We start from the raw sequence: 25,015 nt of genomic DNA, 5'->3' as shown, positions 1-25,015 counted from the left end.
TTTAATGATTTGCAATAAAGAGGGAGAGTTAAAAAGAGAAGTTAAGGAGTAGAATGCAAGAACGCTACCGGAGAGTTGGCGAACCGATTTGAACAAGAATGGCTTTTTATCCCTCGTAGAATAATGTCATCAATATTGCGGGAACCATTGATCCATCTGGAGAAGGCGTGGGCACGACAACTTCGGGTACGAATTTAAATCCCATATTTTCATAACACCTGATTGCCGGAGTATTTTCCTCAAACACGAATAAATGTATAAAATTTTCTGGGTTGCGTTTTCTGCTTTCCGTAATCAGATGTTGAATCAATATTTTTCCAATTCCCTTTCCGCGATTTTCTTCACCTCCCACCAGCAGTCTTCCTAGGCGCGGTGAATTTACATCGCCCGTAATCAATTCACCAAATGCGACCGGATGACCTTCGTCGTCGCATAATAAATACGATTGTTTCAGCGGATGGGCGAGTTGATAATCTCTGACCTGCTCAAATTCCAATGGGTAGGACCAATTTCCACCGGCGAAGAGGAACAGCAATTTCGCATCTGTAACCCAACTTTTTAGCACCGGGAAGTCGGAATCGGCGTATTTTCTCAAAAACATAGTTACACTAATTTTTTGTTTTGACCTTTTCTGAACTTAATATTAGCTAAAAGTAATAGATATAAGCCTAAACTGATTAAAAAGCCATTTACTACCACTCCAAATGAATAAAATTATAATCACCGGTGCTTTGTGTTTGTTCAATTTGTTGGCAGTTGCTCAAAAAGTTGCCTATAAAGTATCCTTTCCTAATGTCGTTCATCACGAAGCGCAAATTGCACTGGAAGTAAGTGATTTTTCTCAAAAGGAGTTAATAGCACGCATGAGCAGGTCCTCGCCGGGGCGTTATGCTACACACGAGTATGGTAAAAATGTATATGATGTAAAAGCATTTGATAAATCGGGGAAACCTGTTGCGATAACTCGTCTGGATGGAGATGTATACAAAGTTTCGAATTTGACAGGTTATGTTAAAATTCAATACACCCTTTACGCCAATCATCCTGACGGAACCTATGCCGGAATTGACGATACAAGCATCATGCTCAATGCACCTGCTACCTTCATGTGGGTAAAAGGTTTGGAAAAGGCACCTATTGATGTTCAGTTCAATTTGCCAACCGCTAAGAAGTGGAAGATTGCTACACAATTAAAACCTGGTGCGACTGCCAACGAATTCTCTGCTCCTGATTTACAATATCTGATGGATTCGCCAATAAAAATCGGTGATCTGAATATTAAGAAATGGACATTGGCCGGTAAAGATAAAAAAGACTACAACTTTGACCTTGCTCTGGAAACCGAAGGTTCTGACTCATTGGCGAACATTTTTGCCAAAAAGATAGAGCGGATAACACAAGAAACTCAGCCGATTTTCGGTGAACTTCCGGCGTTTGATTACGGTAAATATACCTTCATCGCAAGTTTTAATCCGTATGTGAAAGGTGACGGAATGGAACATCGCAACAGTACGGTCATTTCGAGAGCCGGAAATTTTGACGCAGGAGATAATCTGCTGAATGTATTTGCTCATGAGTTTTTCCATGCCTGGAATGTGGAGCGTATTCGTCCGCAGAGCCTAGAACCTTTCAATTACGAGAAAAGTAATATGAGTCATGAGCTCTGGTTTGCGGAGGGTTTTACACAATATTATGGCGGTCTGATTCTGAAACGTGCAGGATTCAATTCGTTACCGAGCTTCTGCCAAATGGTATCCTCGCTTGTTAACACAAAAGAAAACACAGCGGGAGCGAAAAGAGTATCTCCTGCGCAGGCGAGCAATCAGGCCATTTTCGTGGATGCCGGAGTGGCTGTCGATAAAACGAATTATGTCAATATTTACACTTCCTATTATCCTTATGGGGCAGCAATCGCACTGGCGCTGGATCTCGAACTTCGTGCTCGCAAACTATCCCTGGATGATTACATGGCGGCTGTGTGGCTTAAATATGGAAAAACAGAAAAGCCGTATGTAATTGCTGATTTGGAAAAAGTACTGGCTGAGCTGACGAAGGATGAGAAATTTGCGACAAGTTTTTTCAAGAACTATGTAAATGGAACCAAGTCATTGGATTACGGTCCGTTAGTTCAAAAGGCAGGCATGACTTTGGCAAAGGAATTTCCCGGACAAGCATGGCTCGGAGATTACCAATATGAAAATGGAAAATCGTTGAGAATTTTATCCAACACACGTTTCGATACGCCATTGTATAAAGCTGGTCTGGATGTAGATGATCACATTGTTGGTATCGACGGGCAATCGGTAACCTCTAAGTCTGACCTGGACAAAATACTGGCTTCACACAAGCCCGGTGATCAGATCAATATAGAGTACAGTCACAGAGGCGTAAGCAAACCGGGTGTTTTGGTATTGGAGGAAAATCCAAGATTGGTGGTTAAAACAAACGAAGAACTTGGGTTGCCTGTAACGGAAGAAATGAAGAAGTTCAGATCAGGGTGGCTGGATAGTAAGATACAGTGATCTTTACAGACGCAGATGTGGCCTTTACATGCTATATCTGCTTTTCAGATAAATATTTCCAGTAACGTTTCGGAACGTGCTGTATGTGCAGCTTCATGTTTTTGCGAGCCGGAATATTGGTACTCCTGAAATAATCTTTCCATAAAAGAGAATACAATTCCTCTTTTGGATCGAGGACATTAGCAGGTAATGCGTTCAGCGCTGAGGACATTTCCTGGGTAAAATCAAACGTAACTTCCTCAACTTTATCAAGGTCATAGTATAAACCATACTTTCTTTTCAGATCAAAAATGATCCATTTCTGGTCTGCGTAACGTTCTCTGAAGTGATCCGAAATAAGTGGTAAAACATTAAAATCGGGATCGATGTGTGCGTAGAAAGTGCCATCTGCCGTTTGCTGAAACCGGATAAATGCTTCCATCCGATGTTTTTCACGATGTACTTTTCTGTCCATTTGAGAAACCGCCAGAACAGAAGCGTTACCATAATTATCAGCAGCTCCGGCCGGACTATCAATAATATAATGCGCAAAATCAAAAAGATCCTGGAATGTCTGGGGTTGCTCGGATAAATAGGCTTTGTAGAATCGCTTCATCCAGTCGGGATCCAGCTTTTGTCGCAAACCTTTCCACACCCGGTTTGCCTTCGTGTCCTCACTCATTACAAAATGACTTTCCTGAAAAGCATCAGGAAGATATAGTTTTTCACTTACCAATCTGACCTGCGATGCCTTACGCTCATAACTGTCAAAAATAGCTGTCAGTATGCCTTCCAACGTACCGTCAAATACATACGTTTCCATCAGAATAGCGAAAGCTGGTTTGCCGGGGTTTTTGAATACTTGCTGTTACTTTCGGACAAGATTAGGTCCTTAATGTGACCAGCTTCGAAATCCCGGAGCTGGATCAGGCTATCCGCATAACGAATAAAATGACGGGCGCGGTTGAATGAAATTCCTAACTTTTTCAGCTGGTCCTTGTGAAGTCTGCCAAACTTCCTTGCCTGAACAATTTTCAGCGCAGAGGTCACACCAATACCCGGAACACGTAGGATCATTCTGTAATCTGCCGTATTGATATCGATAGGAAACTGATCCAGATTTCTTAATGCCCAGCTTAATTTCGGATCAATATCTACATCCAGATTTGGATTTGCTTCATTTAAAATTTCTTCCACCTTAAATCCATAAAAGCGCATGAGCCAATCTGTTTGATATAGTCTGTTTTCTCTGATCAAAGGCGGCTGGCTGCCGATAATGGGCAGTCGTGTGTCATTGCTTATTGGAATGTATCCTGAATAATATACCCGTTTCAGTGAATAGTTCTTATAGAATGCATTAGCCGTATGCATGATTTCCTTGTCCGATTCGGGTGTTGCGCCAATCACCATTTGGGTGCTTTGGCCAGCCGGTACAAACTTGGGCGTGTTTTTGATCAGCGCTTTTTCATCCTTGTATTTAACAATACTGTTCTGAACTAGGGCGAGAGGTCTCTTTACGTCTTCATGAGATTTTTCCGGAGCGAGTAACTTTAATCCGCTTTCAGTCGGCATTTCAAGATTTATACTCATCCTGTCGGCATACAAACCTGCTTCGTGCAACAATTCCGGACTTGCACCGGGAATCGTTTTGAGGTGAATGTAACCATTGAACCTCTTTTCCACACGCAGTTTCTTTACAATGCGAAGAAGGCGTTCCATAGTATAATCGCCATTTTTAAAGATGCCGGAACTCAAAAAAAGACCCTCTATATAATTTCTTCTATAAAAATTCATGGTAAGCTCTACCACCTCGTCTACTGTAAAAGCTGCCCGTTTGATATCATTGCTGCTTCTGGATACGCAAAATGCGCAATCGTAAATGCAATGGTTGGTCAATAGTATTTTTAATAAAGATACACAGCGGCCATCTTCGGTGTAGGTGTGGCATATTCCCGTTCCGTCCGCATCGCCCAAACCTTTGTTGTGATTTTTTCGGTTACTTCCGCTGGACGAGCACGATACATCATACTTTGCGGCATCAGCCAGTATTTCCAATTTCTCACGGATCCTCTCAAACATATATAAGTCTTTCAAAAAATTGAGTAAGCTAAAATAATCAAGTCGGATAAACAGTTATATGAACGCCGGGATAATCTGATAGCGCATATTTCCAATATTTATTTTGGATTATTTCCAAGTAAAGGTACTAAAATCATTCCAATGAATCTGAGTCGGATCGGGATTATTCTACTCCCTGTTTGTTTAATGTGCATATCGCCAAGCAAGGCGCAGGTCAGCAGTTATAAAGGTAAAGTGAGCCAGCAGTTTGTAATGAATAAGGAGTCTGTCATTATTGATCAGTCTACCGGAAAGCGGATCACTTATGCGGCTTATGACGATATTTTAAAGAGAAACCCAGGGAAATACAGAACCCAGCCGGTGTTTGATAAGTATGGTCAGGCTTCTTCATATGCCTTGATCCGAAAGAATTCAGGCGACATTCATGCCAATGGCGGCGTTGTGATGAATTCGGATCTGATGCCGGAAGTAGGGGAGCATCTTCCCCCGTTTGTGATGAAGGGACTGGACGGGAAGGAATATAATTCCGAAAAGTTGAAAGGGAAATATATCCTGCTTGGCTTTTGGGTAAAATTTGAAAAGCCGCTCTACACCCTTGCCAGCACGAAAATTATTTCAAACTTTATTGCCGAAAATGAAAAGAAGGGGATAGAAATCATTTCTCTTGGGACAACGCTGAATACCGAGGAAGAATGTCGTGAAGCTATTCCACGAAGGAACTGCGGATTTGTACCAGTACCCGAATCTTATGGTTTTAATCACAGATATAAAATAGGGGAAACTCCTTATTTTATTTTACTTGATAAAAATGGCATTGTGAAAGCAATGGCGCCGCATACTGAATTTGCTGCAACAATAGGTGAGTTAAGTCTGAAATGACATGCTACCGATCCGTGTTATTTATTTTTGGATAAATTGGAGCATCGTGGACAAGGTGATTTGTTGCTGTTGTTCCCGTGGAATACCGGAGGAACGATCTCCCAGTTGAAAACCATAATATCCAAACTGCGAGTGGTTTGCGCCCTCTATTTTTACAAAGTGGGTACTGACCGGCAATTTATTCTTGTTCGCAATTACATCTTTCTCATCCGCAACGCCATCCCGATCTCCATAAATTTTCAACATTTTAGTGGTTGTGTTGGAAATATCTATGTCTCTCGGATGTGTGGTAGCCAATAATATCGCTTTGTCAATTTGACCAGGGTTTTCATGGACGAACTGAGCTACCATTTTAGCTCCCTGAGAATGACCTGCCAGCAAATATTTTTTATTCTTGTCTTTAAGTAATCCCAAGTCTTTTATCTTCTTGTAGCCGTATTTGGCTTGTCGCCAAGGCATTTTAATCAGATAGGTTTCAATTCCGTTTTCGGCGAGTTTGTGACAAAGCGGCACATATGCTTCCGGAGCAACGAGTGCTCCGGGATAAAACATCAATACCTCAGGACTATTCTTCGCAGGAGAAAAATGAATGAAATCGTCCATGTCTCTTACACTAACCTGCGTGTCGCTTTTAAGATCGTCTTCGTCCACACCATGTGCCTGCATGGAATATAACAGCCAGGCAGTGAAACAGAGACCTAGAAATACCCAAATGCGAATTATTTTTTTAAACGATCCGGATTTCATAACAGCGGTTTTCTCTAATAAGCGATTGTGTTTGGATTCTACTCCGAGCGCAGGCTTTTCACCGGGTCTGTAAGAGCTGCTTTGATAGACTGAAAGGATACTGTAAATAAGGCAACCAATGCAGTTAAGAGCCCGGCAAGCGCGAAAGTCCACCAGGACATACTTGTTCTGTATTCAAAGTTTTGCAGCCATTGAGTCATTCCGTACCACGCCAACGGCATAGCGATAATCATGGCTATGGCTACCAACTTCAAGAAATCTCTCGACAATAAGGCTGTAACGCTGGCGACGGAAGCTCCAAGTACTTTCCTCACTCCAATTTCTTTGGTACGCTGTTGCGCGGTGAAAGTTGCCAGACCAAATAGTCCGAGACAGGCAACAAATATGGTAAGTCCTGAAAATACGCCAAGAATCTGGCCTGTTTTTTGTTCAGCCTTATAAGTGTTGTTATATCGTTCGTCCAGGAAACTGTATTCAAAAGCGTTTTCAGGTTTGAATTTATCCCACTGGGTTTTCATATCAGCAATTACACCATTTACATCCTCAGTTTGCAGTTTGATAATGGTTGTTCCCGCACCTTTTGTGAGTGTCATTACCAATGGCGTTATACGCTCATGAAGCGATCTGAAGTGGAAATCTTTAACTACGCCAATGACCCGGTAGGTACTTTTTTCTCCTTCCGAGCTGAAACGGGAAATGGTGTGATTCAATGCATTTTTCTTCCAACCCAGCATTTTGACGGCTGTTTCGTTCAGAATTACACCGGAAGAGTCATTACCATATTCCTTTGAAAAATTACGCCCATAAGCCATTTCCATTCCCAAAGTTGGAATGTAGCTGGCATCTACTTCGTATCTGAGGGACTTTACCAGTGTATTGGTTTGCTCGTCAGGATACACCAAATAGTTGTTGTTGTATGAATTACCTGCGGGAATATAGCCAGACGTACTTATGCTTGCTATTCTGGTATCTCGCAGAAGTTCATTCTGAAAAGTCTCCTGATTATTTTGAAGCGGCCAGGTTTCCATCACAATTACTTTTTCTTTGTTGTAACCGAGTTTTTTGTTCTGGATGTATCGCAGTTGCTGGTATACTACTGTGGTGCCAATGATGAGCATAATCGAAATGCAAAATTGAACGACCACAAGTCCGCTACGGAGTCCGATGCTACCCTTGTTTGCCGTGAATTTGCCCTTTAAAATCGCAATTGGTTTAAAAGACGAAAGGAAAAACGCTGGATACGAGCCAGCCAGAATACCCACCATCAGACCGAAAAGTAATATGGACGGTATAAGCTGAGGAATGGAGCGTAATTGCAGCGAAAGATCTTTTCCCGACAACTCATTGAATAATGGCAACGCGAGAAGTGCTATGATGACAGCCAAAATAAGCGAAATGGAAGTGAGGAGTATGGATTCAAGTAAAAATTGCCAAACCAACTCCTTTTTCTCCGAACCCATCACCTTGCGGACACCCACTTCCCGTGCCCTTTTGGAAGCGCCGGCGGTCGAAAGATTCATGAAATTGATACAGGCTATCACAAGCATAATGATCGCAACCGCGCCAAAAATGTATACGTATTTGATGTCGCCTGAATTCCCTGTATCGTGTCCGAAGTCGGAGCGCAGGTGAATGTCGGTAAGTGGTTGCAGGTACAATCCCAGGTTGTTTCCCGTTTTACGAAACTCTGCCATGGTAAGCCCCATTGCCTTTTTCAGCTGCGGACCCATGTACTTTTCTACCGTTTGAGGCAGCTTGGCTTCCAGTTTTTTATAGTCGTATCCTTTTTGTAGGAGCAAATAAGTAAAGAATTCCGACTGCATCCATGAGGTGGATTTTGCCTCTTCCAGACCTGTCATCGATGTGAAAATGGCATATCGAAAATGAGAATTGCGAGGCACTTCCTCAATGATACCTGTTACCTTGTATGGCGTGTCGGAACCTTTAAAAGTTAAAACCTGGCCGATCGGATCCGTCTTGCCAAAATACTTCTCTGCTGTCTCCTTGGTCAAAACAACGGTATTGGGCTCAGAAAGTGCATTTTGATCATCTCCTTTAATAATTGGCAGCGTAAACACCTTAAAAAAATTAGGATCTACAAACGCCATGTCATCATCTCTAAACAACTTTTCTCCAATTAAAATTTTTGGCCTTCCCGCCTGACGTATACGCGTGGCTTCGAGGACTTCGGGATAGTCCGCTTTGATTGCAGGCCCTGTCGGAGGCATTACGTGTGATTCATTAATTTTTCCTCCCTGCATGGTTCCTTTGAACACCACACGGACAATCTGATCCGCTTTTTCATTATAGCGATCAAAGCTTAGTTCGTCCAGCACGTAAAGGCTGATCAGCATGCAGGATGCTAAACCGATGGCGAGACCAACAATGTTAATGGCCGAGAAGGCACGGTTGCGCAAAAGGTTACGCCAGGCAATTTTAAAATAATTTTGTAGCATGAGTGCTTGGGGTTACGGGCTTTGGACAACAGGCAAGGAGACGTGTATGTTCTCATGCCCGGTGCCCTATTCCCTCTGCTATTTGGCTAATAGATCGGTTACAAAGTTAAGCAACGTATTTCAGTACATTGCATAACATAGTTCTTTGTATAAAATATTAATGCCAAAGCCGAAAATCCCTTACTCCGCGTTGTGATGGCTGTTTGATGTAAGCTTGCTGTTCGGATTCGGACAGTTTTTGTACGGAAATGGTCGGGGAGAAGCGAGAAATTAGTCGTGGAAAATCTTGAAGATGGCTACCAATCCGTTCCCCTGTTCGAGGTGAACAAAGAAAACGCCGGAGCTGTATGGCTGCATATTTAGTTCCATTTCTGTATTGCTGACGTCGGAGCGGAACAGGATTTTTCCGGTGGTATCAATAAGTCTGAGTTTTCTTACCTGTTTGTTCCTGATGCTGATGTGCAGGCTGTGGCTTACAGGATTTGGATACATGGCAGCCCAGGCAAATTCCGGAAAATGAACCGAGCGGATTTGACTGTAAGCAAACGAGCCATCAGAGTCAACCATTTTGAGTCGGTAATAGTTGATGCCAGATTCTGGCAGATTGTCTGTTGTCTTATATTTTTGTTCCTGGTTTGAGGAACCTGTCGCTTCTGCCTTTGCAATTGAAATCCAGCTTTTGCCATCAACACTTCTTTCAATTACAAAGTGATCGCTATTGTTTTCCGAGGTTGTTACCCAGGAAAGCAAGGTTGTTGATTCTTGTTTTAAAGCTGTGAATTCCGTCAGAGACACAGGAAGTGCTCCCGAATAGTCCACGGTAACGGTTGCCACATTCGATTCCTGGCTGCTTTTATCGCTAACAATATATTTGAATTCATCTTGTCCTGAAAAATCCGTATCCGGTTTGTAGGTAAATTGTCCGTTTGATATCGTTACTGAACCATTTAATGCTTGTGTTTTAATAACAATCGTTTGCGGATCTAAGGCAGTACAGGAAGCTTCATCGTTATGCAGGGCATCAATAGTTACCAGTGTATTACGTGAGCCCTTCACATAATCGTTTACTGCCACTGGTTTTCTAAACTCTATTATGACGGTTACCGAGAGATCCGAAACACAGCCGTCCGTGTTAAGTGCAAGTGCCGTGTAATTACCTTCTTCGGAAACAACCAATTCGGCCCCTGAAAAACCTGGTATAATACTTCCGTCCCTATGCCATTCATAGCCGGTTGCTCCAACAGATTGCGCTTTTAGCCGGACATTGGTTCCATTGCAAATTACAACTTCCTTAGTCCCGCCCTGCCCAAAGGCAAGACGGGAAATCAACATGAGCCCAATAATTGATGCAATGGTTTTCATGAAAGGAGGAATGAAGCCTGATATTCGGAGTGATTTGGACTTATAGAATCGAGATGTCAGGAGATAGTGGTTTGGCCAATGTTTTCCTTATCTCTTGTACACTACTTGTAATTGCAGTAGGCACTTTTATGCTGCTGCCGTTGGATGGGTAGGAGCCAGTTGTTGGCAGGGAGTAAGCAACTTGCGTAACATATTCACCCACTTCTGTAACAATCAGCTTATTTGAGGTAGCTTCTGGAATATTTGTAAGAGTCTCCCCGGTCTTTTTTGCCCACTGATATGTAAAACCAATACCATATTCAGAAAGATTTGTTAGCAGTGAGCCTGTTACGAAAGTGGACGTAAGCTCGGAGCTAATACTTACTGCCTCGCTACAAAAGTTATCCAGATTTGCAGCAATCAACGTTGTAAGTTTTGGCAACACAATAATGGTGTGACTAACGGCTTCTGAATAGCAGCCACCCAGAAGTTGCTCCAAAACACTTAGTTTCAATGTATGCTTGGTTATTGTTGTACCTGCATTCAACAGGCTTCTAGTGAGTACACCACCCGGGAGAATATCTGCTTCAAGAATTTCCTGATTGTCAAGATCCCAGAGATATTTAACGAATCCTGTACCGGGTGTAATGGTGAATGATTCACCGCTCACAACGTAGAGATTTGAGGCCTTTAAACTTGTTGCTCCAAGCACAAGCATTAGAAAAAGGCACAATGAAGTAATCTTAGTTTTCATAAAATAATTGTTAATTGTGATAGATAGGTATGGTAAAAACTTGAATTCAGAATTAGGGTGTAAGACTTATTGCTGGTGACATAGGGGGTGCTTCCACGTTCACAATCACCTTTTTTCGGGTTGATGGTGAGCCGATGGTGCATGCCGCCTTGGTGGCTTCAACATAATATTCTTTTATTACGGGTGTGGTCAGACCGATCAGGTTAAGGGTGTTACCAACAGTTTTAACTACTCCGCCGTAAGCTTCTTCAAACCAGTTAAATCGTAATCCGCCAGTCACCATGCTTGCCTGATTGGAACTGACCAGCAAATTGGCTATGCCAATGTTGGTGCAGGCCGTAACGTTTTCAGACACAGGAGTCTCCGGAATTCTTCTTACATCGTAGACGTACAATGGGCTTCCGGTAGATATGCCCAATCCATTGATGATTACGGCTATTTCAACTCGGTCAAAAATGACAGGAGAGTTATTGCTACCATTGTTTGGCCTGAAATAAACTTCCACCATACCGTTATTTCCAAACAATCCTAACAAATCCAAAGCCAGAAGATTGTCCATAAGGGCGGAATTTCCTACTGACGTAGAACCACTATACGCTTGCACAGTTATTTTTTTGAGCAGGTTGACATCTAATAAGGAACTCCCTTTTGCTAATACAATTCTGACTACATCTCCGGGATTTGCATTACCATTAAAATGAAAGATTTGCTTCAATGTTCCTGTATTGACACCACTGATACTGAACGTCGAATAAGTCGAAGTGGTGGGCTCCCGATCAATAGCCCTTTCCGGATTGAGGATGTTGTTGTTGCCAAGTAATGTTAATCCACTACTTTGTTTGGTTGTTACGTTGGGTAGTCCGCAATCAGCACTGTTAAAAGGATAAGGGTTGGTTAAGTTGGTTGCATTTGGACCGTAAAAAGCACTGTACACCTTTATTTCCATGTTTTGGAGCAAACTGGGGCGCAAGGTTATACGGACTCCTTTAAAATTCAAACTCATTGATACAGCAAGAAATACGGATCCGTCGTCAAGAAAGTGTGTTTGGTATGAAGGTGTGGCAATCGAATTGTTGCTGGCATTGTAGGCATTGATTGATACGCTGCCGGCATAATTCACAGCATTAATATCTGTTCTTATGTAAAAGGTGACCGGGCTGTTAGCGGCACTAATGGTTTGATCGAAAGTAAAATGAATCGCTGCGGATTGCAGTGTACTTGCAGCTTTTAGTATTGCACCGTCATCGTTGGGTTTGTTTAAATATGCTTTGGCTGCGTCGGTAACAACGCCATAACCGGTGAGGGAGTTGCCGTCAACAATGCCGGTGGCATTTGTGGGATAGACTGCATCTGTCGGTTGGGCACAGAGCCGCCTAACCGACAGGGCATTCCACATCAAAACAATCAAAAAGATTGAGCTAATGAACTGCATCAAGATTTGGGTTATAACGTTGAGTGTTGTTGTCTGTGAATTAATTAGTGATGCAATCTTACGTAGAATTATTTGTACCTAAAAGTTATTTTTAATCTGCATGAAATAAAAAAATCAAAAATGCGTTCCATTGTCCGTTTTGGCACTTTTAGTGACATAATTTTTTATCGGAAATATGATTTATTTTTCTAACCGAAAATTTATACTGTTATATTTCTCTATTGGAGATTTTAATTTTATACTTATTTGTAAAACTTTCAATAAATTTTGCATTGTCATTTTCTGAGGAAAATATTTATCTTCTTTCGATTAGTGTATTACTAAGAGGAATAAAATCTATTATGTAGTTGTAATTCTATATTTTAGTAGAATATGAATTCCGCCTCATAAATGTTGTGAATTCAAATAACAGAAGGCACTGTTGAAGGCGCGTGAAGATTAGTGTCAATATTTCCCTTGCAACGGTAAAAAGTCAGATGCTTCAACTTTATTCAGGTATAATTAAGTTAACAGTTAAAGATTTATTCATGAATCGCCGTACAGTATTGAGTGCCATGGCCGTTGCATCCGCAGCTTCTGTTCTGCCAGCGCAGGCAGCTGCAAAAAGTAAACCATTTATTTATTCCCTCAACATGAGCACCTTACGTGGCCATAAGCTGGGATTCAAAAAGGAGTTGGAAGTGGCATCCAAAGCGGGCTACGGGTCCGTTGAGATATGGATCAATACCTTGCAGGATTACTTGAAAGATAGTGGATCGTTGCCAGAAGCAAAGAGGATCATAGATGATTTAGGGCTGAAAGTTGAAGATGCCATCGGCTTTGCTCCATGGATCGTAGATGATCAGCAGACCCGTTCCAAAGCCTTGGAACAACTGAAACTGGAAATGGATCAGTTGGCTGCGATTGGCTGCAAGCGTGTAGCTGCTCCACCCATGGGTGCCACCACTGGCGAGGCTTTGGATCTGGCGGCTGTGGCTGAAAGGTATCGGGCGATATTAGAACTGGGTGATAAAACCGGCGTGGTGCCACATCTGGAACTTTGGGGGTTTTCTAAAAACCTGAGTCGGGTGGGAGAGATTCTTTATGTTGCGGCGGAGGCTTCACATCCTTCCGCCAGGGTGCTCATGGACGTATATCATTTGCACAAAGGCGGCTCAGGCATGGATAGCGTAAAGAATGTGGGGAAACCGCTGGTCGAAATTTTTCACATCAACGATTATCCCGCTGCTCCGCCAAGGGAAGCCATTACAGATGCCGACAGGGTATATGCCGGTGACGGGGTAGCTCCACTCAAAGATCTTTTAAAGGCATTGAAAAATCCAGATAAGCCGATTATACTTTCCTTTGAGGTTTTTAACAAGGATTACTATGGACAAGATCCGCTGCTGGTCGCCAAAACAGGTTTGGAAAAGATGAAGAAAGTTGCGGCTGGGGTTTAACTGAAAATTGTAAAGTTTTTTTTGAGCAATAAAAAAGGAGATAGATAGAGGATTAAATTCTCTGGGTATCTCCTTTTTCACTCTGTGAACCTCCGTGTCACAAACAATTATTCCGTCAACTTACTAATCGGCGTCAGCTCAATTTTCTTAAACTCCACTTCCGAACCTTCCGCCTGCAAAGCCAGCTGTCCTTTTTGCGCAGTTGCATTGTATCCGTAATTCACCAAAACGCCGTTCAGCCAAACTTTGATGGTATTCTTCACGCACTCAATATGCATGGTATTCCATTCGCCAAGTGGTTTTTCCGTTCCGTCCGTCAGGTTGGGGATTCTTCTTAGTTTGTCGCCATTAACACCCCATTTATCTTTTGGACCACGTCGTTTCTCCATGTCGGGAACTGTAATATCTTCCTGTATACACCAAAAATCACCCGCATTTTGATGCATCATTTGCACTTCAATGGATTTGGGAAACATCTCATAAAGGGCTCTCGGTGTAGATACAAACACAAGGGCACCACAGTTGCCGGGTTTTCCTGCAAAACGATATTGAAATGTCCACTTAAAATTCTCGTACTGCGCATCGGTGATAAGATGCCCTCCCGGAGTTCCCAGACTCACCAGTAAGCCATTGCGTACAATAAATGGAGTTTGCATATCAGGCTTTTTATCCATTTCGGGCACATCCACATGCCAGCCTTTCAGGTCTTTGCCGTTAAAAAGGGTTTTGGTTTTTGCCTGTGAAAATGACTGTTCAGGAAATATACTTGCAGCAAAAATGAAGGTTACTATCAGTATGTTTTTGATCACTTTTTTAGTATTTAAGGTTTTAGTAAGAAAAGCAGAATAAGCGTAATACTAATGATGCAACATTTAAATCAGCCCAAAATCCCTGTTTCGTGACCGTCAAAACTCACGACGTTTTTCTCTTCCCAATATTTCTGAATTCCTTCTTCACCTTTCTTGGTAGCCCATTTGTTCAGCTCTTCCCTTTCTCTGTCGTAGTCCATAAACGGGACAGACATACCACAGGACGTTTGAACCACATCAACCTTCACATCAAAAATTTGCCTTGCACCAGGAAGTTCTGGAAAAAGGTCAATGTATTCATTCCATTCCGGGTCGAAAGGATGATACGATTTTCCATGGCCATACAGCCTCAATATCACTGGCTTCCCTTCAAATGCACAGAACATGATGGTGATCCGGTCATTTTCCAGAAGGTGTGTCGCAGTTTCATTTCCGCTTCCTGTCACATTAAGCCACATAACGCGGTTGCCATCAATAATGCGTAACGAATCCATTCCTTTCGGAGATAGGTTTACCGTGCCTGAGCTCATTGCCGTGGCTACAAAGTATATCTTCTGGTTTTGAATAAACGCCTGTAATTCTGGCGAGATATGATCGTATTTCTTTCCCATGATCTTCTTTTAAAACAATAAAAACAAAGATAATTTTGGTTTTTGTCATAACAGGCTTTCTCTCAATATTATTTGCTATCCGGTTCCGAAACTGAAAAGCTTCTGCAATAAAATGCAAAAGACCAGAAGCAACTCCGCCTCTGGTCTTCACTAACGTTCCTTAAAAGCTGGCAGTCGTTCCTGGACTCCTCTGTCTATTTAAACCGTTTACTGTGAACTGCAAAATCTACAAGCTAAACTTAATCCCACCATTGAATACAAAACCATCCAAAGGGGCATAGATATCACGGAAAACCGGATTCGAAATGGAGCCTGTGTAAATGTTGTCGAAACGGGTCTGACGGGCATCGTTGAAGTTTTCGAAATTGATATAAATCGAAAACTTCTCCCAAAGGCGCTCAACCATAAAACCCATGATCATATAATCCTTCCCGGTTTTGCCATCGCTCAGTTTTTGTTTGCTGAAATAATACGCTTCCAGACCGATCTTCCATTTTTCATCCGCCTCGTAAAATAAAACTGAATTGATCCTGTGTTTCGGAGTCAGGAAGTTATCCTGATGTATGCCGTTCTCGCTGATTCTGGCGTCTGTGAATGTGTAACCCAAAAATAGTTTGAAATCGCTGTAACCCAGTTTTACATTCGTTTCGCTACCACGAGTGTCTATATGCCCGTCGATGTTGCGGAAAACGTAAGACTGGTTCGTTTGCTGTTTCAGTATCAGCGGGTCGATCAGATAGGTGTAGAAAAACAACTGGTTCACGCTGAACGACAGTCTGTCGTCTGCAAAGGTCGTCTGATAGTTCACGTCCCAGTTTCCGCCATAACTTTTTTCAAGGCTGTTGGTATTTTTATCTATTCCCAGGACATTCCGGTACTGAATCCGCTCACTTTCTTCCGTAAAAATTGTAGGAGCTTTGTAACCCATCCCGCCACCGAGACGAGAAGTAAGGTTTGGATGAATTTTGAATAAAGCAGATACTCTTGGCAAAAATGCAAATCCATAATCGACCACGTAATCCGTACGAACGCCAGTTTCAAGGTTTAGCCACTTTGAAGCTTTCCAGGTATTCTGAACAAAGGCACCGAATGTGTTCATGTTGTAATTTCGAAGTGCGTTCAAAACTGGTTTGGTCTCCTTGAATTGGTCAGTCCACAAATTAAGTCCGCCTATCCATTCCAGTTTTTCGCCGTGACGTGCGTAAGACGCCTCGGAAAAAGTTGAATACTGCGTTCCGTCAAATTGATAACCAGGGGTATTTAGTTTTCTGTTAAAATAACTAACACTGGTTTTCAGTACAATATGATCACATTCACCAAAGCTGTGGTCGAGTGTAAACTGGGTGCTGAGCCTTTCTGTTTTGTTTCTCTCAAAATAGGTATGACCTTCTGCCGGCTCCTTTTTAATGTAATGCATATCACCGCCGACTCTGTTTTCAAAGGTTGTATTCACCCCAAAATTGATGCTTGTTCTTTCCTTTGGATAGAAAAATATCCTTGGATTAAACGAGAATCTCTCAAATTTCGGAATGGCAGAAAGATCAATTTTTGCAGGATCGTATGCAGCATTGCGGTTATGGGAAGCAAAAATTGTTGTTCCTACTTTGCCAAATCTTTGTCCGTAGAATCCATTAATGTCCAGCCCTTTGGCGCTCGTTCCGTTCAGGTGAAAACGCAATTCACGCTCTTCCTTCGGCGTTTTGGAAATAAGGTTGACCAAACCGGCAATGGCTCCGCCCCCGTATAGCGTGGACGCTGAGCCTTTGATAAGCTCAACCTGTTTCAAATCCAGTGGCGGAATTTGCAACAATCCCAATCCACTCGCAGCTCCGGAGTACAATGGAAATCCGTCTTTGAGAATTTGCGTGTATCTTCCATCCAGACCTTGTATACGTATGCTCGCATTCGCACTGGTGGCAGAGGTTGTCTGTACCTGAATACCAGTACTTTCGCTCAGGATCATTCGGATGTCTCCCGGTTTCATATTGGCTTTTTCATCCAGTTCCTCTCCCGCAATAAATTCAACACGGGTAGGGATGTCACTAATGGTTCGGGAACTTCGTGTTGAAGAAATTACGACTTCCTCCATTTCTTCGGATTCACTTTCCAGAAATATTTCCAGGGTATCTGAAAACGGAACGGTCAGAGTATCCAGACGCTGCTTGTAACCAATGAACCGGGTTTGTAAGGTCTGTTTGCCCGGGCTCACGTTGGTAAGTGTTGCCAAACCGGATAAGTCCGCTGCCGCGCCATTGGTAGAACCTTTCACCAATACAGTTGCTCCCGAAAGAGGCTCCTTGGTTTGTAAATCTTTAACTGAAATTGTAAGCGTATGCTGCGCCTTTGTCACATTGCAAAGCAATATGAACATCAAAGGCAAAATAAGTTTTTGCATTGAATAAGATTTAATGTTAGAAAATAAATGGAAACATTAAACCAGCTTTGGAGGCTGCCAAATGGCATAATAAGGTTCTGTCAGGAATTTTTCCCTGTGTGAAGGTTGAAGTTGTGTTTTGGTCAGAACAGCCTTTACCAGAAAACTGGTGGTAGAAGGAATGTTCACCAATTGACCACAGCAAGCACAAATGCAAAAAGGAGAGCAAATCTCCGTTTCGTGCTGATGGCCGTCGTGCTGCGTTGTTGAAATAGACGTCGATTTGCTGTCACTGTCATTACATTCCAGCCTGTCTCCGCAAGGCAGCAAGGCCAGCAAAAGCAGGTACATGGAAAGTAATATGGTGATCGATTTCAACATCAGATTTTAACTCAACTATTTCTTAAATTTTCTTTCCCTGAATACGAAAAGCATTCAAAATCGCCAACAAAGCTACACCAACATCTGCAAAAACCGCTTCCCAAAGTGTAGCAATTCCGCCTGCGCCGAGTATCATCACCAGCACTTTTACGCCCATAGCCAGACTAATATTTTGGTATACAATGCCTTTGGTTATTTTTCCTGCTTTTATGGCAGACACAATTTTTGATGGCTGATCATTCTGAATAACAATGTCGGCTGTCTCAATCGTTGCATCGGAACCAAGTCCGCCCATCGCAATTCCCACATCGGCCAGGGCAATCACAGGAGCGTCGTTCACGCCATCACCTACAAAAGCAATCTGTTTGCCTTTGTCTTTCAGTTCCTGTACAATAGCCACTTTTCCTTCCGGTAAAAGATCGCCGTAGTATTTGTCAATGCCAAGCCGATCGGCGACTTTTCCGGTAACAACCGTTTTGTCTCCGGAAAGCATAATCGTTTCAATTCCAAGCTTTTTCAGACTGGCAATGGTTTCGGCAGCGTCTTCTTTAACTTCGTCGGCAATGGTAATGTAGCCCGCATATTTTCCATGAACCGCCACAACAACGATCGTTTCGACAATGGCGTCCAGAGAATCAGGAAAGCTGATATTAAAACGTTGTAAAAGTTTAAGATTACCCGCCAAAACCTCACGACCTTCTACTGTTCCCTTCAATCCGTGTCCTGCAATTTCTTCTACGTCAGTAGGTTTGCTCAGATTTATCTCGCCCGCATGTTGCATCACGGCACGTGCCACCGGATGTGTAGAATAGCTTTCCAGCGAAGTAGTGATTCGCAAAAACTCTGTTTTATCCATTTCGGTTTCAACCTGCTGCACTTTAAAAACGCCTTTGGTAAGTGTACCGGTTTTGTCGGTAACCACCGTGTCAATTCTCGTAACAACATCTAAAAAGTTAGAGCCTTTTACCAAAATGCCATTACGTGAAGCGAGTCCGATTCCTCCGAAATAACCTAGCGGAATGGAGATGGTAAGTGCACAAGGACAAGCAATTACCAGGAACACCATGCCTCTGTACAGCCATTCCTGAAAACTATAATTCTCTACAAAAAAGAAGGGCAACAGGATAATCAACAATGCGAGTCCAAAAACTGCCGGAGTGTAAATCTTCGCAAGCCGGCTGATCAGCAATTGGGTAGGGGCTTTTCTGGCGGTAGCTTCCTGCACCATTTCCAGTATACGCGATAATTTCGAATCTCTGAACAGCGCGGTAACCTCTATCTCCACCGTTTTGTCGGAATTGATCATGCCGGCAAGCACCGTTTCATTTTGCTTTTTTGTATCTGGCTTGGGTTCACCTGTCAGTGCAGCTGTATTGAATGTTCCGCTTTCCGAACGTAATATCCCGTCCAAAGCAACTTTTTCTCCGGCTTTTACAAGGATGGTTTCACCAGGTTTTACATCTTCCGGCTTGGCGTTAATTTGCTGATGATCACGTAAAACCGTTACCGAGTCCGGGCGAATATCTAACAGTGCTTTGATTGAACGTTTCGACCGGCTCACCGCCAAATCCTGAAACAGTTCGCCGATTTCGTAGAAAATCATTACGGCTACACCTTCGCTAAACTCTCCGATGTAAAACGCACCGAGCGTGGCGATGGTCATGAGGGTGAACTCGTTGAATAAATCTCCACGCTTCACTTTTCTAAAAGCCAACCCGATCGTTTTGTATCCCGCAAGCAAATAAGCGGTCAGCATCATCACAATTTCCAGCGGCTTGCTGATCACCACATTTGTGCCAAAACTAACAATCAGAAATACCGCCAGAATGGTAAGACTGACCCACAGCGGCCAGCGACTCTGTAACAATCCGGGTCCATCATCACTTCCATGGTCGTGGTCATGATCGTGATCATCATCGTCATGCGAATGATCATGCCCATTATGTTTGTGTTTTTTTACCAAAACATCACTGTGATCGTGGTCACAGCAACTGTGAGCAGTATCCGTATTTTCTTCGTGTCTGTTGAGTTTCATATTATATCTGCTTCCAGCAAAGGCCTGGCTTCTAATTGAATGTACTATCTACCAAAGCCATTACGCTCGTTTGGTGTTGGCAAATGTAGATAAATAACCGGTGCAACAGGGTTACATGTACTGAAAATCAATTAGTTGCAATATCGTTGCGAGATGTAATGATATTGCATTGAGAAATGAATGGATTCAGAATTAAGCTGTTAGGCAGATCAACTTTCTTCAATGAGTTGTCCCAACATTTTTAAACCTGCTTCAATTTCCTTTGTGATCGGCTCCCCAACACTCACCCTGATGTAATTTTTATAGCGGCCATCCGTAGTGAAAATCTGCCCGGGAGCTACACTGACATTGTGTTTTAAAGCTTTGTTGAATAACTCAATGGAATTAATCCTGGCATTCAGTTCAATCCACAACACATATCCGCCTTTTGGCTGGCTGAGTTTGATATCCTTCGGAAAATATTCGGAAATGAGCTGTATGTACCTCAGACACTGTGTGTGAAGTGCTTTACGGAGATTACGCATGTGCAGATCATATCGACCCGTCTCGAAGAAAAGCGCAATCGCCGCTTGCGTCGGTGTCGCTGCCGATACCGTATGCATGAATTTGAGGCTGATCACCTTTTCCAGAAACTTCCCCGGAATGCACCATCCGACACGGTAACCCGGAGCCAGCGTTTTGGAAACCGATGAACATAACATCACAATTCCTTCCTTATCATAACTTTTGCAGGTACGTGGGCGGGTTTTACCAAAATACATTTCGCCGTAAATGTCGTCTTCGATAAGCGGAATGTGGCGACTCCCAAGCATCTCCACCAACTGTTTTTTACGGTGATCCGGCATAAGTGCGCCAGTCGGGTTGCAAAAATTGGGAACAAACAAGCAGGCTTTCACTTCTACTGTCTCCATCGCATTCGCCAGATATTCCAGATCAGCACCATTTTCCGGATCAACCGGAATTTCCAACACTTTCAGTCCCAGGCTCTTCATCACATTAAAAATTCCGAAGTAAGTCGGGCTTTCAATCGCAACCGTATCGCCCGGTTCCGTCACAGCTTTGAGACAAAACACAAGCGCTTCCATGCAGCCCTGCGTAGTCACAATGTCGTTCTCGGTAATTTGCCCATTCCAGTTAAAGGCATGTTTTGCAATCTGTTTTCGCAAGGTCAGGTTGCCTTGTATGTCCTCATACTGGGTGCAGCTGGTCGGGCTTACACGAAGTACTTCCGCCATTGCCTTATTCAGTTTAGCTCCGGGAATCAGCTTTGCAGAAGGGGAGGCAAGTGAAAGCCTGATGATTCCTTCCTGTGTAAGCGTTTTATACACGTGCCTGATCAGATCATCCACACTCGCGGTTTCTGTTTGAACCGGAGCAATGTTGGTAAGTGTTTGCGCCGGGTACTGTGCAGGCGTAAATTTTACAACGTAACCGGATTTTGGCCTTGCTTCAATAAAACCTTTGTTTTCCAGCTCCACATAAGCCTTATAAGCCGTACTGAGGCTTATTCCTTGCTCACGGCTCAGGGCCCTGAGCGACAACAGTTTGTCGCCTGCTTTGAGTATGTTATTTTCTATCTGGCTTGCAAACCGTTCCGCAATCTGTGCATAAAGGAAATCATCTCCTGTGTCAACACCAACCACATTTGTCTTCATCTGTTATGCTTAATAAATCAAAAACTGAATCTGTTTTCTATTTCCGAAAGCTAATAATTTTGCAGGAGAATTTAAATCTTTTGAGCATGAACAGTACAATCAAAGCATATGTCGCACTTGGTTTGGTTTGTTTTTTCTGGGGCACAACCTATCTGGCTGCCCGCATTGGCGTAGCTGGTTTCCCCGCACTCATTTTTATGGGAATCAGAAATGTATTAGCCGGAACACTACTTTTAGGATTTTTAGCGCTCCGAGGATCAAGTAGGGCCTGGACCTGGGCCGACATGAAATTGCAGATCATCCCGGGGCTTTGTATGATCACCTTCGGAACGGGCATTGTGGGATGGGCAGTGAAATACATTCCCAGTGGGCTGGCGGCATTGCTTTGCTCCATGATTCCGGTGCTCACCATTATGATCAATCTGGCTGTCCGAAAAGATCAGAAAATCAACTGGCAGATTTTCGCAGGAATGCTGCTCGGTCTTTGCGGTGTTACACTCATTTTTGGCGATAATCTCGATCTGGTGAATAATCCTGAAACCTTAACCGGAATCATTGTCGTGCTCATATCTGTGGTTTCCTGGTGTTTCGGAGGACTGTATACTCAAATTTACAAGTCCAAATCCGACTCTTTTTTCAATGCCGGGGTACAGATGTTTGCAGGAGGTATTGGTCTTTTCGTGCTCAGCGCATTCAATGAAGATTGGTCACATCTGCCTGCAATGAACCTAACCTCGTTCGCAGCGCTCATCTACCTCATTGTATTCGGATCCATCCTGGCCTTTGCGTCCTATTTGTATGCCATGTCCAAACTGCCCGCCGGTCTTGTTTCCATTTACGCATACATCAATCCGCTGGTCGCAATCCTGCTTGGTTTTTTAATTTTGGGTGAAAAAATCACCTGGTTCACCGTTCTTGCGTTTATCGTAACCATGAGCGGCGTATATATGGTTAGTTTTGGTTATAAAGTGCAAAAAAGAAAATTAGAACTTGTTTAGTCTATTGTTATGACAAATCTGGAATTCGCAACCTTGTACAACAGGGAAGTAAGTAAAGTGATAAGCGAAGTGAATGCTTATTCAACCGAGGAGCAAATGTGGGTTGTTTTGCCCGGAACGATTAATTCTGCTGGTAATCTTGTCCAGCACCTCATAGGTAATCTCAGAACCTACATCGTTCTGGTATTGGGAAAGGTACCTTACGAGAGAGACCGCGACGCCGAATTTGGCAAGCGATTATTCACAAAAAACGAACTCTTGTCCGAATTGCAGCTCGTACAGACAGTTCTTGCAGATACACTTGAAGGCTTGTCTGCCGAAGATTTACTCATCGAATATCCGCATGACATTCGATCTACGTTTACAAACCAGACTGTAAGCATGATTCTGACGCACCTGCTGATTCATCTTGGTTATCATTTGGGGCAAATAAATTACCACAGGCGTTTCGTTTGCGCTTCATAAAATAAAACAATTTGGGCGTGCCCCGAAAAGGGGCCGGGCTATTCACTCCAAGTCCTCGCACGCAAAGGGGCGTGCTCCGGGCTTTCCATTTCTATCCCTCACGCAAAAGTCGCTTAAAATGAATATCTCAAAATGATGAAAATCGAAATAGTAGATTACCAACCCGAATACGCCACCCACTTTGAAAGAATCAACAAAGCATGGCTGGAAGAATATTTCACAATAGAACCCATTGATAAATACGTTTTAGAAAATCCTCAGGAAGCCATTCTGGAACATGGAGGGCATATTCTTTTTGCCAGACACGAGCAACAGATCGTAGGTGCTGCCGCATTAAAGTTTGTAGAACCGGGCGTTTTTGAACTGACCAAAATGGGTGTGGATCAAAATCTGAGAGGGCAGGGTACAGGCAAAATTTTATGCGCAGCCGCAATAGAGAAGGCAAGGGAAATAGGAGCGAGCAAAGTAATTCTTTATTCCAACCGCATTCTGGCCAATGCCATCAACATCTATCTGAAAATAGGATTTAAAGAAATTCCTCTTGATACCGTCTACAAACGGTCGGATATTAAAATGGAACTGATACTAAAACCATGATGGCTTTAAAGAAAAAATGCTTCCTTTTTGGGGAAGCATTTTGCATGAAATGTGTGTGTGTTGCTTAGCAGTAGTGTGTGCCAATATTTTATGTAAAATCAGGCCCGATCAGTCATTGCTATTTTTCGGCTTGCGGCCTACCTTGGTTTTATTACGGATTTTGTCGGGACGCGGACGAATCTCTTTATCCTGAAAATATAGTTTCAAAGATTCAAGAATAATGTCTTTTTGCGTAAGTCCTTCCCAGTAACCATAATCCTTCATGTTTTCCATCAGGATATAATCACAGTCAAACGTAACCTTGGTAGGTGCTGTGTCCACTACTTCCACCGGGATCATGTCTTCCCGTTCTTCCTGAATGTCCGTTACAAGTGGTAGTGGTGCGAAATCAAATTTCCTCTCTTTTGCCATCTTTTTTAGTTATTAATGCGTTCCAAAATTTCTTTGGTGAGCTTGTAATAATCTTCTGCCCCATTGCTGTTCGGCGCGTAATCGAAAATTGTTGTCCCGCTAGCCTGTGCTTCTGAAAGAGCGATGTTGTCACGAATAAAAGAATTCATAAATGCATCACCCAATTGTTCCCTTGTTGCACTGATCAATTCGTGGCTAATCTTCTTTCTAATTTTTGGATTATACCGTGTTGCGAAAACGCCACCAAGATTTGTACTCGGACTGATTTTCTTAATTTCTGCCGAATAAACCAGGAAATTACGCAAACCTTCATAACTCAAAAACTCCGCCTGAAGAGGTACGTAATACTGATGGCAGGAAACCAATGCCAAACGCGTATTTCCATACAGTGCCGGAGGGCAATCGATGATCACAAAATCGTAGCGGTCCTTCACTTTTTCAAGTGCGATGCGCAGGTTAAAAGGAAAAATAGGCGCAGACTTAATCGTGTCTTCCCTATGAATCATTTCGGCCGATCCTGGTAATATGTCGATGTCTCCAACTCTCTTGACAATCTCATCGAACTCGTATTCGCCGGTAATAAAAGATCCGCTATCCTTCTTTAACCCGGCATGTGTAATACCGAAGCTTTTCGTCAGACTTGCCTGTGCATCCAGATCAATTACCAACACACGGGCATTCGCAAATTTGTTAAGACCAGCAGCAATGCTTTGTGCAGAAGTTGTCTTACCAACTCCTCCTTTGTTATTGACAATACTGATGATTTTCATTTAAAAGTATTATAAGTATAAAAAGTTAAACGTTTATTTAATGATCGGTATGTAAATAAACATAAAATAATTTTATCACTTATCTATTTAAATAAAAAGTGTTAAAAGTTTTTAACTGGCATAAATGTAGTAAACTTTTAAAAAGTATTCTAAATATTAAAAGATAAATATTTAAATATTTTACAATGTGCTGATTAATAAATGGTTGTGCGGATGTCAATTTTTAGGTCAGAGTGTATCAGACACGAGTGGCGTAAAAAAATGGATGCACAAAAAAACAG

Annotated in this window: 22 protein-coding genes; 6 read left to right on the top strand and 16 right to left on the bottom strand. The window is 42.7% G+C overall.

Annotation, left to right across the window (positions count from 1 at the left end; all coding sequences use genetic code 11):
- Positions 1–106: 106 nt before the first annotated feature.
- Complete coding sequence (locus LZG71_RS03575; protein ID WP_233817056.1) at positions 107–601, bottom strand: GNAT family N-acetyltransferase; 495 nt, start codon at positions 599–601, stop codon at positions 107–109.
- 103 nt (positions 602–704) lie between these two features.
- Between LZG71_RS03575 and LZG71_RS03570 the strand changes: the two genes are divergently transcribed.
- On the top strand, positions 705–2,522 hold the full coding sequence (locus LZG71_RS03570; RefSeq protein WP_233817054.1) for a M61 family metallopeptidase: 1,818 nt from the start codon (positions 705–707) through the stop codon (positions 2,520–2,522).
- A 31-nt stretch (positions 2,523–2,553) separates the two neighbouring features.
- On the opposite strand, the gene LZG71_RS03565 is transcribed toward LZG71_RS03570, so the two are convergent.
- On the bottom strand, positions 2,554–3,324 hold the full coding sequence (locus LZG71_RS03565) for a TIGR03915 family putative DNA repair protein (protein ID WP_233817052.1): 771 nt from the start codon (positions 3,322–3,324) through the stop codon (positions 2,554–2,556).
- Entirely contained in the window at positions 3,324–4,580 is a 1,257-nt protein-coding gene (locus LZG71_RS03560) for a putative DNA modification/repair radical SAM protein (protein ID WP_233817050.1), read from the bottom strand. Before LZG71_RS03560 ends, LZG71_RS03565 begins: the two co-directional genes overlap by 1 nt.
- Before the next feature lie 141 nt (positions 4,581–4,721).
- On the opposite strand from LZG71_RS03560, the gene LZG71_RS03555 reads away from it, so the two are divergent.
- Positions 4,722–5,459 carry a thioredoxin-like domain-containing protein gene (locus tag LZG71_RS03555; RefSeq protein WP_233817048.1) on the top strand — a complete coding sequence of 246 codons (738 nt, stop codon included), beginning with the start codon at positions 4,722–4,724 and terminating at the stop codon, positions 5,457–5,459.
- Positions 5,460–5,480: 21 nt separating this feature from the next.
- Here the strand turns inward: LZG71_RS03555 and LZG71_RS03550 are convergent, their stop codons facing one another.
- From LZG71_RS03550 to LZG71_RS03530, 5 genes are all read right to left on the bottom strand, one after another.
- Positions 5,481–6,206: an alpha/beta hydrolase gene (locus tag LZG71_RS03550; RefSeq protein ID WP_233817045.1), complete on the bottom strand. Its 726-nt coding sequence runs from the start codon at positions 6,204–6,206 to the stop codon at positions 5,481–5,483.
- 38 nt (positions 6,207–6,244) lie between these two features.
- A complete protein-coding gene (locus tag LZG71_RS03545) occupies positions 6,245–8,662 on the bottom strand; it encodes an ABC transporter permease (protein WP_233817043.1) in 2,418 nt (805 codons plus the stop codon).
- 270 nt (positions 8,663–8,932) lie between these two features.
- Entirely contained in the window at positions 8,933–10,024 is a 1,092-nt protein-coding gene (locus tag LZG71_RS03540; RefSeq protein WP_233817041.1) for an Ig-like domain-containing protein, read from the bottom strand.
- Between the two features lie 40 nt (positions 10,025–10,064).
- On the bottom strand, positions 10,065–10,757 hold the full coding sequence (locus LZG71_RS03535) for a hypothetical protein (protein WP_233817039.1): 693 nt from the start codon (positions 10,755–10,757) through the stop codon (positions 10,065–10,067).
- 52 nt (positions 10,758–10,809) lie between these two features.
- The gene (locus tag LZG71_RS03530) at positions 10,810–12,189 is read right to left on the bottom strand and encodes a hypothetical protein (protein ID WP_233817037.1); all 1,380 of its coding nucleotides are present in this window, start codon (positions 12,187–12,189) and stop codon (positions 10,810–10,812) included.
- A gap of 527 nt (positions 12,190–12,716) precedes the next feature.
- On the opposite strand from LZG71_RS03530, the gene LZG71_RS03525 reads away from it, so the two are divergent.
- Positions 12,717–13,628, top strand: a complete 912-nt coding sequence (locus tag LZG71_RS03525; protein ID WP_233817035.1) for a sugar phosphate isomerase/epimerase — start codon at positions 12,717–12,719, stop codon at positions 13,626–13,628.
- 107 nt (positions 13,629–13,735) lie between these two features.
- On the opposite strand, the gene LZG71_RS03520 is transcribed toward LZG71_RS03525, so the two are convergent.
- The 6 genes from LZG71_RS03520 to LZG71_RS03495 form a co-directional block, all read right to left on the bottom strand.
- Entirely contained in the window at positions 13,736–14,407 is a 672-nt protein-coding gene (locus LZG71_RS03520; protein ID WP_233817300.1) for a DUF1080 domain-containing protein, read from the bottom strand.
- 98 nt (positions 14,408–14,505) lie between these two features.
- Positions 14,506–15,048, bottom strand: a complete 543-nt coding sequence (locus LZG71_RS03515; protein ID WP_233817033.1) for a pyridoxamine 5'-phosphate oxidase family protein — start codon at positions 15,046–15,048, stop codon at positions 14,506–14,508.
- A 226-nt stretch (positions 15,049–15,274) separates the two neighbouring features.
- Positions 15,275–17,443 carry a TonB-dependent receptor gene (locus tag LZG71_RS03510; protein ID WP_233817031.1) on the bottom strand — a complete coding sequence of 723 codons (2,169 nt, stop codon included), beginning with the start codon at positions 17,441–17,443 and terminating at the stop codon, positions 15,275–15,277.
- A 36-nt stretch (positions 17,444–17,479) separates the two neighbouring features.
- Complete coding sequence (locus LZG71_RS03505; protein ID WP_233817029.1) at positions 17,480–17,803, bottom strand: DUF6660 family protein; 324 nt, start codon at positions 17,801–17,803, stop codon at positions 17,480–17,482.
- 22 nt (positions 17,804–17,825) lie between these two features.
- Positions 17,826–19,838, bottom strand: a complete 2,013-nt coding sequence (locus LZG71_RS03500) for a heavy metal translocating P-type ATPase (RefSeq protein ID WP_233817027.1) — start codon at positions 19,836–19,838, stop codon at positions 17,826–17,828.
- Between the two features lie 209 nt (positions 19,839–20,047).
- Positions 20,048–21,493: a PLP-dependent aminotransferase family protein gene (locus tag LZG71_RS03495; RefSeq protein WP_233817025.1), complete on the bottom strand. Its 1,446-nt coding sequence runs from the start codon at positions 21,491–21,493 to the stop codon at positions 20,048–20,050.
- Positions 21,494–21,579: 86 nt separating this feature from the next.
- Here LZG71_RS03495 and LZG71_RS03490 point away from each other — a divergent pair, with 86 nt between their 5' ends.
- The 3 genes from LZG71_RS03490 to LZG71_RS03480 all read left to right on the top strand — a co-directional run bounded on the left by LZG71_RS03490 (position 21,580) and on the right by LZG71_RS03480 (position 23,553).
- Positions 21,580–22,491, top strand: coding sequence for an EamA family transporter (locus tag LZG71_RS03490; protein WP_233817022.1), 912 nt, complete (start codon positions 21,580–21,582; stop codon positions 22,489–22,491).
- 9 nt (positions 22,492–22,500) lie between these two features.
- A complete protein-coding gene (locus LZG71_RS03485; protein WP_233817020.1) occupies positions 22,501–22,956 on the top strand; it encodes a DinB family protein in 456 nt (151 codons plus the stop codon).
- Positions 22,957–23,088: 132 nt separating this feature from the next.
- The gene (locus LZG71_RS03480; RefSeq protein ID WP_233817018.1) at positions 23,089–23,553 is read left to right on the top strand and encodes a GNAT family N-acetyltransferase; all 465 of its coding nucleotides are present in this window, start codon (positions 23,089–23,091) and stop codon (positions 23,551–23,553) included.
- A 108-nt stretch (positions 23,554–23,661) separates the two neighbouring features.
- Here the strand turns inward: LZG71_RS03480 and LZG71_RS03475 are convergent, their stop codons facing one another.
- Together LZG71_RS03475 and LZG71_RS03470 are read right to left on the bottom strand one after the other, a co-directional pair.
- On the bottom strand, positions 23,662–23,964 hold the full coding sequence (locus tag LZG71_RS03475) for a hypothetical protein (protein WP_233817016.1): 303 nt from the start codon (positions 23,962–23,964) through the stop codon (positions 23,662–23,664).
- A gap of 5 nt (positions 23,965–23,969) precedes the next feature.
- The gene (locus LZG71_RS03470) at positions 23,970–24,734 is read right to left on the bottom strand and encodes a ParA family protein (RefSeq protein ID WP_233817014.1); all 765 of its coding nucleotides are present in this window, start codon (positions 24,732–24,734) and stop codon (positions 23,970–23,972) included.
- Between the last annotated feature and the right edge of the window lie 281 nt (positions 24,735–25,015).

Origin of the sequence: Dyadobacter sp. CY312, assembly GCF_021390535.1 — a bacterium.
Taxonomy (GTDB): domain Bacteria; phylum Bacteroidota; class Bacteroidia; order Cytophagales; family Spirosomataceae; genus Dyadobacter.
The sequence above is the reverse complement of the archived record's forward strand: the minus strand, read 5'-3'. Positions and strand labels throughout refer to the sequence as shown.